The organism is Pseudomonas sp. H1_D04, from assembly GCF_054683855.1.
In genome coordinates this window covers 3,911,711-3,929,305 of record NZ_CP162826.1, presented here as the reverse complement: position 1 = coordinate 3,929,305, position 17,595 = coordinate 3,911,711, and the positions used below count along the sequence as shown (strand labels likewise).

The following is a 17,595-nucleotide window of genomic DNA, read 5'->3' as shown; positions in this document are numbered from 1 at the left end:
CCGCACAAGCGTAACGATTACTTTACGAAAATCGGTATTTTTTCCTACAAGATCCGCTCACAGACAGATGGAATCCTGCTCCGCGCGGGTTATCAATAGGTTCATCGCAGGACATAACAAGAACGAATGCCTAGCAGGAGAGCCGTATGAAGCAGACGCAGTACGTGGCCCGCGAGCCCGATGCGCAAGGTTTTATCCACTACCCGCCGGAAGAACACGCGGTGTGGAACACTCTGATCACGCGTCAGTTGAAAGTGATCGAAGGCCGCGCTTGCCAGGAATACCTGGACGGTATCGACAAACTTGGCCTGCCCCTGGACCGCATTCCACAGTTGGGCGAAATCAATAAAGTGCTGGCCGAGACCACCGGCTGGCAAGTGGCCCGGGTCCCCGCGCTGATCCCCTTTCAGACCTTCTTCGAATTGCTCGCTAACAAGCAATTTCCGGTGGCGACCTTTATTCGTACCCGTGAAGAACTGGACTACCTGCAAGAGCCGGATATTTTCCACGAGATCTTTGGCCACTGCCCACTGCTGACCAACCCCTGGTTCGCCGAATTCACTCACACGTACGGCAAGCTCGGCCTGGCAGCCACCAAGGAGCAACGGGTGTACCTGGCGCGCCTGTACTGGATGACCATCGAGTTCGGCCTGGTGGATACGCCCGAGGGTCGGCGCATCTACGGTGGCGGGATTTTGTCGTCGCCCAAGGAAAGTGTGTACTGCCTGTCGGACGAGCCCGAGCACCAGGCCTTCGACCCGCTGGAAGCGATGCGCACGCCGTATCGCATCGACATCCTCCAACCGCTGTATTTCGTACTGCCCAACCTCAAGCGCCTGTTCGAAGTCGCGCAGGAAGACATCATGGGCATGGTCGAGCGCGGTATGCAGCTTGGGTTGCATGCGCCGAAATTCCCGCCAAAACCCAAGGCCGCGTGAACCGTGGCTTTTAAGGCCAGGTGAGTCTGTTCCCTGGCCCCGCGTTGCTTTAGGGTGACGCCACTGACGACCGTTTTTAAACACTCGAATTCAGGACACCACCACATGACCACCTTGAACCAAGCCCACTGCGAAGCCTGCCGCGCCGATGCCCCACAAGTCAGCGATGAAGAATTGCCGGTGCTGCTCAAGCAGATCCCAGACTGGAACATCGAAGTCCGCGACGGCGTGATGCAGTTGGAAAAGGTTTTTCTGTTCAAGAACTTCAAATTCGCCCTGGCCTTTACCAACGCCATGGGTGAAATCTCCGAAGCCGAAGGCCATCACCCGGGCCTGCTCACCGAATGGGGCAAAGTCACCGTGACGTGGTGGAGCCACTCCATCAAAGGCCTGCACCGCAACGACTTCATCATGGCCGCGCGCACCGACGAAGTGGCCAAGGACGCCGAGGGCCGCAAGTAATGCATTTCGATGCCATTGGCCGCGTGCCCGGCGACCCGATCCTCGGGCTGATGGACCTGTATGCCCAGGACACCAACCCGAACAAGTTCGACCTCGGCGTGGGCGTCTATAAAGATGATCAGGGCCTGACGCCGATTCCCCATTCAGTGAAGCTCGCCGAACAGCGCCTGGTTGACACCCAAACCACCAAGACGTACATCGGCGGCCACGGCAATGCAGCGTTCGGCACATTGATCAGCGAGCTGGTGCTCGGTGCCGATTCTGCACTTATCCGTGAACGCCGGGCCGGCGCCACGCAAACCCCGGGTGGTACCGGTGCTTTGCGCCTCAGTGCCGACTTCATCGCTCAAAACCTTCCAGGACGCGGCGTGTGGCTGAGCAACCCGACCTGGCCAATCCACGAAAGCATCTTTGCCAAGGCCGGGCTCAAGGTCAGCCACTATCCGTATGTAGGCGCCGACAACCGCCTGGATGTGGAGGCGATGCTAGCGACCCTTTCCACCGTGCCAAAAGGTGATGTGGTGCTGCTGCACGCGTGCTGCCACAACCCCACCGGGTTTGACCTGTCCCAGGATGACTGGCGCCACGTGCTGCAGATCGTGCGCGAGCGCCAACTGCTGCCACTGATCGACTTCGCCTACCAGGGCTTCGGCGATGGCCTGGAGCAGGACGCCTGGGCGGTGCGCTTGTTTGCCAGAGAGTTGCCGGAAGTATTGGTCACCAGCTCGTGCTCGAAAAACTTCGGCCTCTACAGCGACCGTGTTGGCGCGCTGATCGTGTGCGCTGCAGACGCCGAGAAGCTGACGGATGTACGCAGCCAACTGGCGAATATCGCGCGTAATCTGTGGTCTACGCCGCCGGACCATGGTGCGGCAGTGGTCGCGACTATCCTCGGTGATGCCGAGCTGAAAAAGCAGTGGAGCGAGGAAGTCGAAGCCATGCGTGCGCGGATCGCGCAGTTGCGTTCCGGACTGGTGGAGGCGTTGGCGCCCCATGGTTTATCGGAGCGCTTTGCGCACATCGGCTCGCAACGCGGGATGTTTTCCTATACCGGTTTGAGTGCCGAGCAGGTCAAGCAACTGCGGGAAAAGCACAGCGTGTATATGGTCAGTTCGGGGCGAGCCAACGTGGCGGGTATTGATGCGACACGCCTGACACTCCTGGCCGAAGCCATCGCCGACGTATCCAACTGACGAAACCGGGACTGAAAATGTGGGAGGGGGCTTGCTCCCGATGGGAGTGGGTCAGTGACAGGTGTACTGGCTGACACTCCCTCATCGGGAGCACCCCCTCCCACATTTTGACCGAGCACACCCTTCAGCTGGCGACCATCTCGGCTTTCAACAGCGCCTCTTTCGCCTGCGCGTCCGCCAACCGATACAACTCGATACTCCCATCCCAGTGCTCGATCAATGCCGTGCACGACTCCACCCAATCCCCGCAGTTGAGGTAATCCACCTCGCCCACTTTGCGAATCTCCGCATGGTGGATATGCCCGCACACCACGCCGTGCAACTCGCGTTTGGCCACCTCATGGGCGATGGCTTCTTCGAAATCGCTGATAAAGCTCACGGCCGTTTTGACCTTGTGCTTCAGATACGCCGACAACGACCAATAGCCGTAGCCATACCGCGCACGCCAATGGTTCAACCAGCGATTCAACGTGAGGGTGAATTCGTAGGCAGAGTCGCCGAGGAATGCGAGCCAGCGGTGATAACGGGTGATCACATCAAACTGGTCACCGTGGATCACCAACAAATGCCGGCCATCGGCGGTAACGTGCACTGCTTCATCGACCAACTGGATATTGCCCAGAATCAGCTTGGAATAGCGCCGCAGGAACTCATCATGGTTGCCGGTGACGTAGATCACCTCGGTGCCGCGCTTGGCCATGGTCAGCAGGCGACGGATTACGTTGGTATGGGCCTGGGGCCAATACATGCCGCCGCGCATTTTCCAGCCGTCAATGATATCGCCCACCAGGTACACCTTGTCGGCGTGGTAACCCTTGAGGAATTGCGACAAATGTTCGGCCTGACAATCCCGGGTGCCCAGGTGCACGTCGGAAATCCACAGGGTACGTACCCGTTGCTTGCGGCTGGGCTTGGTGAACTCGGCACTGGTCATGGGCATCACTCGACGCTGTTTTCGCGAGCTTGCGCCATAGCGATTAATAGCCCATGACAACTGTGCGTCAGTCTGATGACAAAGCCCGTGTTCGCGAAGCGTTGTAGACTGGCGACCTGCATAGGAGACCGCGATGAGACCGACCCTCACCCTGCGCCACTACCTCGAAGCGCCCATCGCCCATAGCCATGAACATGCGCAGTTGGTGTTCGGCCTGTCCGGTCATCTGGACCTGGAAGTCGATGGCCGTGGCAGCCAGGTGCGTGAAAGCAGCGTGATGGTCCTGCCCTTCTCTGCCCACCATGCCTGCGGCAGTCGCGATGGCAGCCGCTGCCTGGTGCTGGATGTGCCCACGGAGCATTGGGTGCTGCAATCGTTGGGTGAACACGCCGATGCAAGCCGGCGCTTACTGGATCAACCGGCGCGCCTGGCGTTGGATTCGCGACAACACCAACTGGTGCAATGGCTGGCCCATAGCCCGGTGGATGACCCACTGATCGTGCAACAGGGCGCGGTGCTGTTGCTGGCCAGCCTCAATCATTCACTGGCCCAACCGGTACCTGGCCGGCGCCTGCCGTATGCGGCGTTCAATACGCATATAGAGCGCCACGTCGCCCATCCGCTGCAGGTCGCCGACCTTGCGCGGATTGCCGACCTGTCGGTGGCGCGCCTGCATGCGCGCTTTGTGACCGAGTGCGGCCAAACGCCCATGGATTACATCCGCAGCCGTCGCCTGCAACTGGCGCTGAACCTGCTGCGCGAAACGCCATTGCCCATCGGTGAAATCGCCGAGCGTGTCGGCTACACCTCGCAAAGTGCCTTTGCCGCCGCTATGTTGCGCGAGTTTGGCGCCTCTCCCGGCGCGTTGCGGCGCTCGGCATAGGGCGAGGCTGGCGCTAAAAATCGCGAGCTGCGCGACAGACGTGCGTAGTAGCACCCTCTAGACTGCGGTCCTGTCACTCCCGTTGGTTCAAGGATCGCAATGACTCCCCGTTCAGCCCTCGGCGCCCTGCATATCGGCGCACTGATGTTTGGCCTTACCGGCGTATTCGGCAAGCTGGCGGCCGCCTCACCGGCCATTATCGTATTCGGTCGCGCCGCGTTTGCCGTGATTGCCCTGGCAGTGTTTGCGCGCTTCGTCAGCAACGCACCCTGGAAAACGCTGGAACTGCGCGACTGGAAACGCCTGCTGGTCAGCGGCGTGTTGCTGGCCGCACATTGGGTGACGTTCTTTATGGCGGTCAAAGTCGCTGGCGTGGCCGTCGCCACGCTCGGGTTCACGGCGTTTCCGGCGTTTACCGTGATCCTTGAAGGGCTGATCTTCCGCGAGCGTATCCGCGCCAATGAAGTCGTGTTGGTGGCGCTGGTCACCGTTGGCCTGGTGCTGGTGACGCCGGACTTCAACCTGGCCAGCGAAGCCACCGGCGGCCTGCTGTGGGGCATCGCGTCGGGGCTGCTGTTCTCTTTACTGTCGCTGAACAACCGTGCCAGCTCCGGGCGCATTCCTGCCGTACAGGCAGCCCTGTGCCAGAACGTGGTCGTTGCGGTGTGCCTATTGCCCGTGGCCGCGCCGGGGTTGGCGGATGTGCGCGCGCTGGACTGGTTGTGGATCGGCCTGCTCGGCGTGTTCTGCACAGGCTTGGCCCACAGCCTGTTTGTCGCCAGCCTCGCAGTAATCAAGGCGCGTACCGCCTCCGTGGTATTTGCCATGGAGCCGGTCTACGGCATTACCGCGGCCTGGCTGCTGTTCGCCGAAACCCCAACGCTGCGCATGCTGCTGGGGGGCGCGCTGATCATCGTCGCCATCGTGCTCTCAGGGCTGATGGGCAGCGCCAGCCAGGCCAAACAGCCGACTGCAACGACCTGATCTATACTTTAAACATCCGCAACAGTCTGGAGTCGTTCAACGGATAACTGACCGCTCGACGACAGCCTTGGTGTGCCCTGCAGTTGCTGCAAGCGAGTAGTCACTCCTTAAACGCGATGCAGAGGCTACATCATGGAAATGTTTATCAGCTTACTGGTTCAAATCATCAGCGGTGCCGTCGGCGGCAATTTGGCCGGCATGACCAAACAAAGCCTGGGGACCGGGCTCAATACCATGCTGGGCGGTGTCGGCGGGCTTGTACTGGGCCAGATCGTGACGGCGCTGGCGGGCGCTTCGGGCGGTGAGGCGCTGGATGTGGCGGCGGTCGGCAGCAATATTGTCGGCGGCGGCGTCGGAGGCCTGGTGCTGACGTGGGTCGTGGGCTTCATCAAAAGCAAAATGGCCGCCAAGTAGCGGCCTCCATCAGTCACCGTCAGCCGATGGCGGTGACCTTCACTGTGTACGGTCGTTGTGCCCCAGGTCACGCTGCGGGTCGATCTGATCGCGCACGCGCTGCTTGAGCACCTTGGCCTCAGGGAAACCACCGTCAGCCTTGCGCTCCCAAAGCTGCACGCCATCGCAGGTGATACGAAACGCGCCGCCAGTCGCTGGCTCCAGCGACACTTTGCCCAGGTCATCGGCAAAGGTGCTTAACAGTTCCTGAGCCAACCACGCGGCGCGCAGCAGCCACTGGCACTGGGTGCAATAGGTGATAACGATCTCGGGTTTGCTGACGGACATCATTTGACAAGTTCCTGGCATGACGAGTGATGAGGATCGAGTGGCTATAATACCGGCCTTTATCGCCCAGCCCTGAGATTCCTGATGCGCCGCCTGCTGTCCTGCCTGTTTCTGTGCCTCGTCCCCCTGCTTGCCGACGCCGTTGAACCACCCCGACCAAAAATCGGCCTGGTACTGTCCGGCGGTGCCGCCCGCGGCCTGGCGCACATTGGCGTGCTCAAGGCCCTGGAGGAACAGGGCATCCATATCGACGCCATTGCCGGCACCAGCATGGGCGCGGTGATTGGTGGGTTATACGCCTCGGGCTACAAGATCGACGAGCTAGAAAAGCTCGCCCTGAGCATCGACTGGCAGCAGGCGTTATCCGACGCGCCGCCGCGTGAAGACGTGCCGTTTCGGCGCAAGCAGGATGACCGGGATTTCCTGGTCAAGCAGAAGCTCAGCTTCCGCGATGACGGCAGCCTCGGCCTGCCCCTGGGCGTGATCCAGGGCCAGAATCTGGCGCTGCTGCTGGAAAGCATGTTCGCCCACAGCAGCGACACGCGTAATTTCGACAAGCTGCCGATCCCCTTTCGCGCCGTGGCCACCGACATCACCACCGGCGAAAAAGTAGTGTTCCGCAAGGGCCACCTGCCCCAGGTAATCCGCGCCAGTATGTCGATCCCGGCGGTGTTCGCCCCTGTGGAGCTGGATGGCCGGCTGCTTGTGGATGGCGGCATGACCGATAACATCCCATTGGATGTGGCGCGTGAGATGGGCGTGGACATCGCCATCGTGGTCGACATCGGCACCCCGCTGCGCTCACGCAAGCAACTCGCGACCGTGGTAGATGTACTCAACCAGTCCATCACCCTGATGACCCGGCGCAACTCAGAAGAACAGCTTAAGGCCCTCAATCCCAAGGACGTACTGATCCAGCCGCCACTGTCCGCTTTTGGCGTGACCGATTTCGGCCGCGCCAAAGACATGATCGACGCTGGCTACCGCGCCACCCGCGCCCTCGACCTGCGCCTGGCCCATTTGCGCCCTGCCGAACCGGTTGACCCCGAACTGGTGGCCGCTCGGACTCCGGGCGAGCGGACTCCGGTGATCACCGCGATCAAGCTGGAGAACGACTCGAAAGTCAGCGACGACGTGATCCGCTACTACATCCGCCAACCGTTGGGCGAACCGTTGGAGCTTGGCCGTCTGCAAACCGACATGGGCACGTTGTACGGCCTGGATTACTTCGAGCAGGTGCAATACCGCGTGGTGAAAAAAGGCCACGACAACACCTTGGTGATCAGCGCGCGGGGCAAGCGCAGCGGCACCGACTACCTGCGCCTGGGCTTGAACCTGTCGGACGATATGCGCGGCGACAGCGCCTTCAACCTCGGCGCGAGCTACCGCATGAACGGCATCAATCGCCTCGGCGCCGAGTGGCTGACCCGCGTGCAGATCGGTGATCGGCAAGAGTTGTACAGCGAGTTCTATCAACCGATGGACGCTGGCTCGCGCTACTTCATCGCGCCCTATCTCAGCGCCCAGGCGCAGAACGTCGAGCTGATTCTGGACAACGACCCCATCTCCGAATACCGCCTGGAACGCTATGGTTTCGGCCTGAACGTGGGGCGGCAGATCGGCAACAGCGGCGAGATCCGCTTCGGTGTCGGCGAGGCCTGGGGCAAGGCGGATGTGCGCATTGGCGACCGCGACCTGCCGAGTGTGAGCTTCAGCGAAGGTTTCTATGAACTGAAGTACTCCTTCGACACCCTGGATAACGTGTACTTCCCGCACACCGGTGAGGACATCGGCCTGGCCTACCGCGAGTTCGAACCGGGACTGGGTTCGGACCAGCGCTATCGACAATGGGAATTCAAGCTGGACAAGGCCATGAGCCATGGCCCGGACACACTGGTGCTGGGCGGCCGGTATGGGCGCACCCTGGATGATTCCGATGTGGTGATTTCCAGCTTCCTGCTGGGCGGTGCACGACAGTTGTCGGGCTTCCGCCAGGATGCGATTTCCGGGCAGAACATCAGCCTGATGCGCGCGGTGTACTACCGCCGACTGACGCCGCGCTCGTACTTACCGTTGGATTTCCCGTTGTACTTGGGCGCGTCTCTGGAGCGGGGCCGGGCATGGAACAACGACAATGAGTTCGACAGCGGTTATATCAACGCGGCGAGTATTTTTCTGGGGTTTGATACACCGTTGGGGCCGCTGAATTTCAGCTACGGGTTCAACGATGATAATCAGAAGGCGGTGTACCTGAACCTGGGGCAGACGTTCTGAGACAACGCTGAATCAGTGTTGGAGCGGCTAATTGTGGTGAACGGGCTTGCCCCGCTCACCACAATTAGCCCCACACACGTTGATCTTCACTGCACTTGGGTTCAGGACTTTTCCAGATTCGCCAGGATGTGCCCGTGCACGCGCATGCACACACTCAAATCCGCTTCATCCACGCCCACGAACAGCTCGTGACGCAACTCAGTGGCGATGGTTTCAATCTGTTCGATCAGCGGCCGCGCGGTGTCACACAGCAGAATGCGCTTGGCGCGGCGGTCTTCAACCACTGCCTGGCGTTGCACCAGGCCTTGGCCTTCGAGACTGTCGAGCAAGCGAGCCAGGGTCGGCCCTTCTACGCCAACGCTTTGCGCCAGCTCACGCTGAGTGGGAGCTTCTTCAAAACGGGCCAAGTGCAGCAGCACCAGCCAGCGCGCCTGGGACAAGCCCAGCCCCGCCAAACGGCGGTCTAGCTCGGCGCGCCAACCTCGGGACATTTGCGCCAGCTGCATGCCAAATCGGTGTTGATCGGTTAACGGCATAAAAAACTCATGGGTTAGACTGAAAATAAAGTGTGGCTAATTATTAGCCAGCTAAGCATGAGCCATGCCACTAGGCAAGAGTTGCTATGAACTGAATCGTTACATTGTCGTAATTGGCACACTAAATTTCGAATTCAGACTGCAAAGCGGCCCGCACGCAGTACAAAACACCCTCTGGAACACGTCCTGTGAACAGTGGCGCAATCTCGGCTACTGGTGGTAGTTCGCCTTCTCCGTCGAGAAATGCATCCTGGATTTCACCAAGCAAATCTTCCGGCAAATCAAGGGCCTGCTCCAGGGACAACTGCTGCTTGCCGATGGATTCAGCAAGCAGGGTGTAGACGTTTTTCTCCGAGCATTGCAGTTGGCCCGCGATCTGGATCGGCGTCATGCCAGCGCGCGCCAGGCTGATCAGCTCGTGCCGAATGTCGGCGATTTCCTTCGGTGCTTCGGCCTGGCCGCCGAGCACTTCGAGGAACGCCTGGCCATAGCGCTCCAGTTTGCGTGCACCGACGCCGCTGACCCGCGCCATCTCGGCCATGGTGGTGGGCTGCTCGCGCAGCATCTCCAGCAAAGTGGAGTCGGGAAAAATAACGTAAGGCGGCACACTGTGTTCCTGTGCCAATTTGCGCCTCAGGGTGCGCAAGGCTTCCCACTGCTCGCGCTCCTCGCCTCGCACGAGCTGGCTGGCCTGGCTGGTGCTGGTCTTGGCGGTGGTTTGCGGTTTGAGGTCGCGACGCAGTTCCAGGCTGACCTCGCCCTTGAGCAGCGGGCGGCAACTGTCATTCAGACGCAGGCCGCCGTAGCCTTCAATGTCGATATCCACCAGGCCGCGCGCGACCATCTGGCGGAACAGCGAACGCCACTCGCCCTCAGCGCGGGCTTTACCGACGCCGTAGACCGAGAGTTTTTCGTGACCGAAGCTGCGGACTTTTTCGTTGTCCTTACCCAGCAAAACATCCACCAGATGGCCCACACCGTAACGCTGACCGGTGCGGTAGATGGTCGACAACGCCTGGCGTGCGGGCTCGGTAGCGTCCCAGGTCTGCACGCCATCAATGCAGTTATCACAATGGCCGCAAGGCTCCGGCATGTCTTCGTCGAAATACGCCAGCAAGGTCTGACGACGGCAGCGAGTCTCTTCACACAACGAGAGCATGGCGTCGAGTTTGTGCTGCTCCAAGCGCTTGTGCCGTTCATCGCCTTCGGAGTTCTGCAGCATCTGCTTGAGCATCACCACGTCCTGCAGGCCGTAGACCATCCACGCATCCGCCGGCAAACCATCACGACCAGCACGCCCGGTCTCCTGGTAGTACGCCTCAAGGGATTTTGGCAGGTCCATATGGGCGACAAAACGCACGTTGGATTTGTCGATGCCCATGCCGAACGCGATGGTCGCCACCATGATCAGGCCTTCCTCGTTGAGGAAGCGCTTCTGGTGAGCGGAGCGCGTTTCATTAGGTAGACCGGCGTGGTACGGCAGCGCCGGGTAGCCTTGCTCGCAGAGGAACGCGGCCACCTCATCGACCTTCTTGCGCGACAGGCAATAGACAATGCCCGCGTCGCTGCGCCGTTCAGAGAGGAACGCGAGCAACTGCTTGCGCGGCTGCTCCTTGGGCACGATGCGGTAGAAAATATTCGGTCGGTCGAAACTCGACAGGAAACGCTCGGCGTTCTGCAGGTGCAGGCGCTCAACGATTTCTTCGCGGGTGCGCTTGTCGGCGGTGGCGGTCAGGGCGATGCGCGGAACGTCCGGGAACAGCTCCGCCAGTTGACCCAACTGCAAATATTCGCGGCGGAAATCGTGCCCCCATTGGGATACACAGTGAGCTTCGTCGATGGCGAACAGGGCAATTTCCAGGCTCTGCAAAAACGCCAGCATGCGCGGCTGCACCAGGCGTTCGGGGGCCAGGTAGAGCATTTTCACTTCACCGCGCTTGATGCGTGCGGCCAGGTCACGCTGCTGCTCGGCACTGAGGGTGGAATTCAAGGCGGCGGCGGCGACACCAAGTTCTTCCAGGGTCGCCACTTGGTCGTCCATCAATGCAATCAACGGCGACACCACCACGGCCAGCCCGTTGCGCAACAATGCAGGCACCTGGAAACACAACGACTTGCCGCCGCCGGTAGGCATCAGTACCAGGGCGTCACCGCCTTTGGCCACGCGCTCAATGATCGCACCCTGGCGGCCACGAAAGCTGTCGTAGCCGAAGATGTCCTTGAGGACGCGTTGAGCCTGATCGAGCATGTATAACTCCAACAAAATAGTGCCGAAATCCCTCTGTACAGGCTGGTCGAAAAAATCCGACCTCACGGAAAATAATCCGTAAGTGGAGTTTTCTCGACCTGGCGCTTGGCCTGCTGGGGCATCACAAAACGCGGCAGTATACCCGAGCACCATCCGGCAAAGGGCGCCGCTGACGAATTGCAGCCCGTCTCTAAAACCGGGCAAATCTGCATGCCGACTGGCTTGGGCGCGCAAGAACGCCTAGAATTCAGCATCGTTTATTCCCAAGGTAGTCCTTCAATGTCCTTCGCTGAGCAACTAACCCGCCTGCAAGCCTTCCTCGACGCCGATGAGCTGCATGACGAGGCGCTGGACTATGTGGCCGGCCACGGCTACCTGACCGCCCTTTCGATCTGCTCCGACGTCGTTCCCGACCGTGAATGGATTGACGCGCTATTCGCTGAAGAGCCTCATTACGCAGACGACGCCCAGCGCGAAGAAATCGAATCCACCCTGCTGGCCCTCAAGGCCCACATCGCTCGCCAACTGGCCTCCGATGAGGAATTCGAACTGCCATGCGAGCTGGACCTGGGCGAAGATCCGGACGACTCCGACCTGCGCGGCTGGTGCATCGGTTTCATGGAAGGCGTGTTCCTGCGTGAAGCTGCCTGGTTCGAAACCGCCGAGGAAGAAGTCAGCGAAATGCTGCTGCCGATCATGGTCGGTTCGGGGCTGTTTGAAGAAGAAGCTGAGTTTTCCGACATCGCCGCCGACGCCAACCTGATGGACGACATGATCATACAGATCCCGGAAGCCCTGACCGCCCTGTACCTGCTGTGCAACGCTCCTGACGAAAAACCGGCGATCCTCAAGCCTCGTCACCACTGAGTCCCTTGCCCGTGACACCCATGGGCAATCGCTCGCTCCTCCTGCGTTACGTGCTGCTAGCCATCGGCTGGTTAAGCGTAGCGCTGGGGGTAATCGGCATTTTCCTACCGGTATTGCCGACCACGCCCTTCCTCCTGCTCGCCGCCGCCTGCTTCGCTCGAAGCTCCCCGCGTTTCTACCAGTGGCTGGTGGAACATCCGCGCCTGGGCCCCTGGATTCGCGATTATCTGGACGGCAATGGCATCCCACTCAAGGGTAAGGTCTACGCCATTGGCTTGATGTGGCTGAGCATCGGCCTCTCGTGCTACTTGGTGCCGCTGCCGTGGGCACGCGGGTTCATGCTGACCAGTGCGGTACTGGTCACGATCTACATCCTGCGCCAGAAAACCCTGCCACCGCGCTAAGTGCCGCCCTGCGACATTAGATCCCACACGACCTTGGTCGACACTGACTAACCTCAGCCATCATGCGAGACTGTCCAACCGGGGCAGGAATACCCGGGTGTTTCTATGCTCGGAGTTACCATGACGCTGTCCAGCGGGCTGATTGCAGCCGTTGCCCTGGCCTATATGGCCATTATGTTTGCCATTGCCTTCTACGGTGACCGCCGTCGCGCGCCATTGCCGCCGCGCGTGCGCGCCTGGGTGTACAGCCTGTCTCTGGCGGTGTATTGCACCAGTTGGACGTTCTTCGGCGCCGTAGGCCAAGCCGCCGAACAGTTGTGGGCGTTTTTACCGATCTACCTGGGACCGGTGCTGTTGCTTGTGTTGGCACCCTGGGTGCTGCAGAAGATGATTCTGATCAGCAAGCAGGAAAACATCACCTCCATCGCAGACTTCATTGCCGCGCGCTACGGCAAATCCCAGTCCCTGGCAGTGGTGGTCGCGCTGATCTGCCTGGTGGGCGTGCTGCCCTATATCGCCCTGCAACTCAAAGGCATCGTGCTGGGGGTGAACCTGCTGATCGGCGCGGGCGCCGATACCACCGGCACGCGGGCCCAGGACACGGCACTGATCGTGTCCTTGGTCCTGGCGCTGTTCACCATCGTGTTTGGTACGCGCAACCTCGACGCCACGGAGCACCACCGTGGCATGGTGCTGGCGATTGCGTTTGAATCCCTGGTCAAGCTGTTCGCTTTTCTTGCAGTGGGCGCGTTCGTGACCTACGGCCTTTACGACGGTTTCGGCGACCTGTTCAGCCAGGCAATGCTCGCGCCACGCTTGGAGGAATACTGGAAGGAGACCGTCAACTGGCCGTCAATGGTGGTGCAGACCGGCGTAGCGATGATGGCGATCATCTGCTTACCCCGACAGTTTCATGTGACGGTAGTAGAGAACATCGACCCGCAGGACCTGCGCGTAGCCAAGTGGGTATTCCCCGCCTACCTGATCCTCGCCGCTCTGTTCGTCATCCCCATCGCTCTCGGCGGCAAGATGCTGCTGCCCGGCTCCGTATTGCCGGACTCCTACGTGATCAGCCTGCCCATGGCCGAAGCCCATCCGGCGTTGGCGGTGCTGGCATTTATCGGCGGCGCCTCAGCGGCCACCGGCATGGTGATTGTGGCGAGCATCGCCCTGTCGACCATGGTCTCCAACGACATGTTGCTGCCGTGGCTGTTGCGCCGTTCCAGCGCAGAGCGCCCGTTCGAGGTGTTCCGCCACTGGATGCTCTCGGTGCGCCGGGTCAGCATTGTGATCATTTTGCTGTTGGCTTACGTGAGCTACCGCTTGCTGGGCTCTACGGCAAGCCTGGCAACTATCGGGCAGATCGCTTTTGCCGCCGTGACCCAGCTCGCCCCGGCCATGCTTGGCGCGCTGTATTGGAAGCAGGCGAACCGCCGCGGTGTGTTTGCCGGCTTGGCGGCGGGCACATTCCTGTGGTTCTACACCTTGGTCCTACCCGTAACGGCGAAAAGCCTGGGCTGGTCCCTCAGCCTTTTCCCTGGGCTGACGTGGATGCATTCCCACCCGTTGGGTTTATCCGTCACGTCGCTGACCCTGGGCACGGTGTTCTCCCTGGCGGGTAACTTCACGCTGTTTGTGTGGGTGTCGATGCTGTCGCGCACGCGGGTGTCGGAGCACTGGCAAGCCGGGCGTTTTATCGGCCAGGAAATCAGCCAGCGCGCCAACGCCCGCTCAATGCTGTCGGTACAGATCAGCGACCTCCTCAGCCTGGCGGCACGTTTTGTTGGTGAAGAACGTGCCCAGCAGAGCTTTATTCGCTTTGCCTACCGCCAGGGCAAAGGCTTCAACCCCAATCAGAATGCCGATAACGACTGGATCGCCCACACCGAACGCCTGTTGGCCGGTGTGCTCGGCGCCTCTTCGACGCGTGCGGTGGTAAAAGCTGCGATTGAAGGGCGGGAAATGCAGCTGGAGGACGTAGTACGCATCGCCGATGAAGCGTCGGAAGTGCTGCAGTTCAACCGCGCGCTGCTGCAAGGTGCTATCGAAAACATTACCCAAGGCATCAGCGTCGTCGACCAGTCGCTCAAGCTGGTGGCCTGGAATCGACGCTACCTGGAACTGTTCAACTACCCCGACGGGCTGATCAGCGTCGGCCGGCCAATCGCCGACATCATCCGCTACAACGCCGAGCGCGGCCTTTGTGGCCCGGGCGAGGCCGAAGTGCATGTGGCGCGACGCCTGCACTGGATGCGCCAGGGCCGCGCGCACACCTCCGAGCGTTTGTTCCCGAATGGACGGGTGATTGAGCTGATTGGCAACCCGATGCCCGGTGGTGGATTTGTCATGAGCTTCACTGACATCACTGCGTTCCGCGAAGCCGAGCAGGCGCTCACCGAAGCGAACGAAGGCCTTGAGCAGCGGGTGACCGAACGTACCCATGAACTGTCGCAGCTCAATGTGGCGCTTACCGATGCCAAAGGCGTGGCCGAATCCGCCAGCCAGTCGAAGACACGCTTTCTCGCAGCCGTCAGTCATGACCTGATGCAACCATTGAACGCCGCCCGCCTGTTCTCAGCCGCCCTCTCCCACCAGAACGACGGCCTGTCCAGCGAAGCCCGGCAACTGGTGCAGCACTTGGACAGTTCGCTGCGCTCCGCCGAAGACCTGATCAGCGACCTGCTGGATATCTCGCGCCTGGAAAACGGCAAAATCAATCCGCAACGCCAGCCCTTTGTGCTCAACGAGCTGTTCGACACTTTAGGCGCGGAATTCAAGGCACTGGCCCAGGAGCAAGGTTTGCGCTTCCGCCTGCGCGGTAGTCGCCTGCGGGTCGACAGCGACATCAAGCTGCTGCGACGAATCCTGCAGAATTTCCTGACCAACGCTTTCCGTTATGCCGACGGCCCGGTGCTGCTTGGCGTACGCCGGCGCAAGGGCGAGTTGTGCCTGGAGGTGTGGGACAGAGGCCCCGGTATTCCGCAGGATAAACAGAAGGTGATCTTCGAAGAGTTCAAGCGCCTGGACAGCCATCAGACCCGCGCCGAGAAAGGCCTGGGCCTGGGCCTCGCGATTGCCGACGGCCTGTGCCGGGTGCTGGGCCATCGTCTGAGCGTGCGCTCGTGGCCGGGCAAAGGCAGCGTGTTCAGCGTGCGCGTGCCACTGGCGCGCAACCAGGCCAGCCCGCAGCCCAAGCCGACAGCGGATAACGGCCAGCCATTGAGCGGCGCGCAAGTGCTGTGCGTGGATAACGAAGAAAGCATCCTGATCGGCATGCGCAGCCTGCTGACGCGCTGGGGGTGCGAAGTGTGGACCGCCACCGACCAGGCGCAGTGCGCGGCGTTGTTAGCCGAAGGGGTGCGGCCGCAACTGGCGCTGGTGGATTACCACTTGGATCATGGAGAAACCGGCACTGAATTGATGGGTTGGCTGCGCGCGCAGTTGGCGGAGCCTATTCCCGGCGTGGTCATCAGTGCCGACGGCCGTCCGGAGATGGTTGCCGAGGTGCATGCGGCTGGCTTGGACTATCTGGCCAAGCCGGTGAAGCCGGCGGCGTTGCGGGCGTTGCTGAGTCGACACTTACCTCTATAAACCGGATGCGCCCCCCCACATTTAGCGCTGCGTTTATTCGGGAAGGTGTGCGACGCCGTCTGAATCGGTCATCGCCCGCTCCAGCAAATCCGCCGGCAGGCTTTTGCTCGCGCGAGCACCCAGCAGCCTTAATTGCTCGGTGCGGCTGACCAGATTTCCGCGTCCATCTGTCAGCTTGTTTCGCGCGGCGCTGTAGGCCTTATCCAACTGCTGAAGACGGTTGCCCACTTCGTCCAGGTCTTGGATAAACAGCACAAACTTGTCATACAGCCAACCAGCGCGCTCGGCGATTTCCCGGGCGTTCTGGCTTTGGCGTTCCTGCTTCCAAAGGCTATCGATCACCCGCAGTGTCGCAAGCAAGGTCGTAGGGCTGACGATCACGATATGGCGGTCGAAGGCCTCTTGAAACAGATTCGGCTCGGCCTGCAACGCGGCGGAAAACGCCGCTTCGATCGGCACAAACAGCAAGACGAAATCCAGGCTGTGCAGGCCTTCCAGACGCTTATAGTCCTTGCCGGCCAAGCCTTTGACGTGATTGCGCAGCGACAGCACGTGCTGTTTCAGCGCCGCTTGGCCAATCACTTCATCATCAGCCGCAACGTACTGTTGATACGCCGTCAGGCTGACCTTGGAATCCACCACCACCTGCTTGTCGCCAGGCAACATGATCAGCACATCCGGCTGAAAGCGTTCGCCGTCCGGCCCTTTGAGGCTGACCTGGGTCTGGTACTCGCGCCCCTTCTCCAGTCCCGCATGTTCCAGCACGCGCTCAAGGATCAGTTCGCCCCAGTTGCCCTGGGTTTTCTGGCCCTTGAGGGCGCGGGTCAGGTTGGTGGCTTCGTCTGACAGACGCAGGTTCAGTTGCTGTAAGCGCTCAAGCTCCTTGGCCAGGGAAAAACGCTCACGCGCCTCGTTCTGATAGCTCTCTTCCACACGCTTTTCGAAGGACTGTATGCGTTCCTTCAACGGATCGAGCAACTGTCCGAGGCGTTCCTGGCTGTTTTCAGCAAAGCGCTGTTCACGCTCGTCGAAGATCTTGCCGGCCAATTCGGCGAACTGCGCGCGCAGCTCATCTCGCGAGCCTTGCAGGTCAGTCAGACGCTGTTGATGGCTGTCCTGTTGCTCACGCAGTTCGGCGCGCAAGCCGGCCGCCAGGGCGTCGAGGCGCCGTAATTCGGTGTCTTTTGCGCTGCGGTCGAGGTTCCAGGCGTGGGCGGCGTCGCGGGCGTTATCACGGTCGATCTGCAGCAGTTCGACTTCGCGGCGCACAGCGGCGAGGTCGGCCTGCTTGGCGGCGTTGGCCTGGCTCAGGTCGCTGATTTCATCGCGGCTGGCATCCAGTTGCGCGGCGAGGCCTTCCTGGGCCAGTTGCGCAGTGGCCAGGCGCTCTTCAAGCAATTCCCAGCCAGTGGTGCGCGCGGTCAACCGCCGCTGGAGCTGCCAGCACACGGCCAACAACGGCACTGCAGCGCCTGCAAGGCCCAGGGCAATACTGGTCCAGTCAAAAGCCATAGCCATTTCTGCCATCACCGAAAAGGAG

Annotated in this window: 15 protein-coding genes; 10 read left to right on the top strand and 5 right to left on the bottom strand. The window is 60.8% G+C overall.

Annotated elements, in window-relative coordinates:
• Positions 1-146 precede the first annotated feature (146 nt).
• The 3 genes from phhA to AB4N82_RS18225 all read left to right on the top strand — a co-directional run bounded on the left by phhA (position 147) and on the right by AB4N82_RS18225 (position 2,593).
• Entirely contained in the window at positions 147-938 is a 792-nt protein-coding gene (gene phhA / locus AB4N82_RS18235) for a phenylalanine 4-monooxygenase (RefSeq protein ID WP_122681135.1), read from the top strand.
• A gap of 105 nt (positions 939-1,043) precedes the next feature.
• Positions 1,044-1,400, top strand: a complete 357-nt coding sequence (locus tag AB4N82_RS18230) for a 4a-hydroxytetrahydrobiopterin dehydratase (protein WP_010208721.1) — start codon at positions 1,044-1,046, stop codon at positions 1,398-1,400.
• Positions 1,400-2,593, top strand: a complete 1,194-nt coding sequence (locus AB4N82_RS18225; RefSeq protein ID WP_122764582.1) for an amino acid aminotransferase — start codon at positions 1,400-1,402, stop codon at positions 2,591-2,593. The genes AB4N82_RS18230 and AB4N82_RS18225 overlap by 1 nt, the downstream gene beginning before the upstream one ends.
• A gap of 124 nt (positions 2,594-2,717) precedes the next feature.
• Here AB4N82_RS18225 and AB4N82_RS18220 read toward each other — a convergent pair whose 3' ends face one another.
• The gene (locus tag AB4N82_RS18220; protein ID WP_122764581.1) at positions 2,718-3,527 is read right to left on the bottom strand and encodes a UDP-2,3-diacylglucosamine diphosphatase; all 810 of its coding nucleotides are present in this window, start codon (positions 3,525-3,527) and stop codon (positions 2,718-2,720) included.
• 133 nt (positions 3,528-3,660) lie between these two features.
• Between AB4N82_RS18220 and AB4N82_RS18215 the strand changes: the two genes are divergently transcribed.
• From AB4N82_RS18215 to AB4N82_RS18205, 3 genes are all read left to right on the top strand, one after another.
• The gene (locus tag AB4N82_RS18215; RefSeq protein WP_099603011.1) at positions 3,661-4,410 is read left to right on the top strand and encodes an AraC family transcriptional regulator; all 750 of its coding nucleotides are present in this window, start codon (positions 3,661-3,663) and stop codon (positions 4,408-4,410) included.
• Between the two features lie 99 nt (positions 4,411-4,509).
• A complete protein-coding gene (locus AB4N82_RS18210) occupies positions 4,510-5,394 on the top strand; it encodes a DMT family transporter (protein ID WP_032887838.1) in 885 nt (294 codons plus the stop codon).
• Between the two features lie 132 nt (positions 5,395-5,526).
• Positions 5,527-5,808 carry a hypothetical protein gene (locus AB4N82_RS18205; RefSeq protein WP_032887836.1) on the top strand — a complete coding sequence of 94 codons (282 nt, stop codon included), beginning with the start codon at positions 5,527-5,529 and terminating at the stop codon, positions 5,806-5,808.
• A gap of 39 nt (positions 5,809-5,847) precedes the next feature.
• On the opposite strand, the gene AB4N82_RS18200 is transcribed toward AB4N82_RS18205, so the two are convergent.
• On the bottom strand, positions 5,848-6,135 hold the full coding sequence (locus AB4N82_RS18200) for an Rdx family protein (RefSeq protein WP_032888088.1): 288 nt from the start codon (positions 6,133-6,135) through the stop codon (positions 5,848-5,850).
• Positions 6,136-6,219: 84 nt separating this feature from the next.
• On the opposite strand from AB4N82_RS18200, the gene AB4N82_RS18195 reads away from it, so the two are divergent.
• On the top strand, positions 6,220-8,409 hold the full coding sequence (locus AB4N82_RS18195; protein ID WP_032887834.1) for a patatin-like phospholipase family protein: 2,190 nt from the start codon (positions 6,220-6,222) through the stop codon (positions 8,407-8,409).
• Positions 8,410-8,510: 101 nt separating this feature from the next.
• Here the strand turns inward: AB4N82_RS18195 and AB4N82_RS18190 are convergent, their stop codons facing one another.
• On the bottom strand, positions 8,511-8,945 hold the full coding sequence (locus tag AB4N82_RS18190; protein ID WP_032887832.1) for a MarR family transcriptional regulator: 435 nt from the start codon (positions 8,943-8,945) through the stop codon (positions 8,511-8,513).
• Positions 8,946-9,066: 121 nt separating this feature from the next.
• Positions 9,067-11,193 (bottom strand): DNA helicase RecQ, encoded by a 2,127-nt coding sequence (recQ, locus tag AB4N82_RS18185; RefSeq protein WP_032887830.1) that lies wholly within the window; start codon positions 11,191-11,193, stop codon positions 9,067-9,069.
• A gap of 279 nt (positions 11,194-11,472) precedes the next feature.
• Here recQ and AB4N82_RS18180 point away from each other — a divergent pair, with 279 nt between their 5' ends.
• From AB4N82_RS18180 to AB4N82_RS18170, 3 genes are all read left to right on the top strand, one after another.
• On the top strand, positions 11,473-12,060 hold the full coding sequence (locus tag AB4N82_RS18180) for a UPF0149 family protein (protein ID WP_460102466.1): 588 nt from the start codon (positions 11,473-11,475) through the stop codon (positions 12,058-12,060).
• 20 nt (positions 12,061-12,080) lie between these two features.
• Positions 12,081-12,464, top strand: a complete 384-nt coding sequence (locus tag AB4N82_RS18175; RefSeq protein WP_032887826.1) for a YbaN family protein — start codon at positions 12,081-12,083, stop codon at positions 12,462-12,464.
• A gap of 120 nt (positions 12,465-12,584) precedes the next feature.
• A complete protein-coding gene (locus AB4N82_RS18170; protein WP_032887824.1) occupies positions 12,585-16,055 on the top strand; it encodes a hybrid sensor histidine kinase/response regulator in 3,471 nt (1,156 codons plus the stop codon).
• A gap of 33 nt (positions 16,056-16,088) precedes the next feature.
• Here AB4N82_RS18170 and AB4N82_RS18165 read toward each other — a convergent pair whose 3' ends face one another.
• A complete protein-coding gene (locus tag AB4N82_RS18165) occupies positions 16,089-17,567 on the bottom strand; it encodes a DNA recombination protein RmuC (protein ID WP_122764579.1) in 1,479 nt (492 codons plus the stop codon).
• Positions 17,568-17,595: the final 28 nt, after the last annotated feature.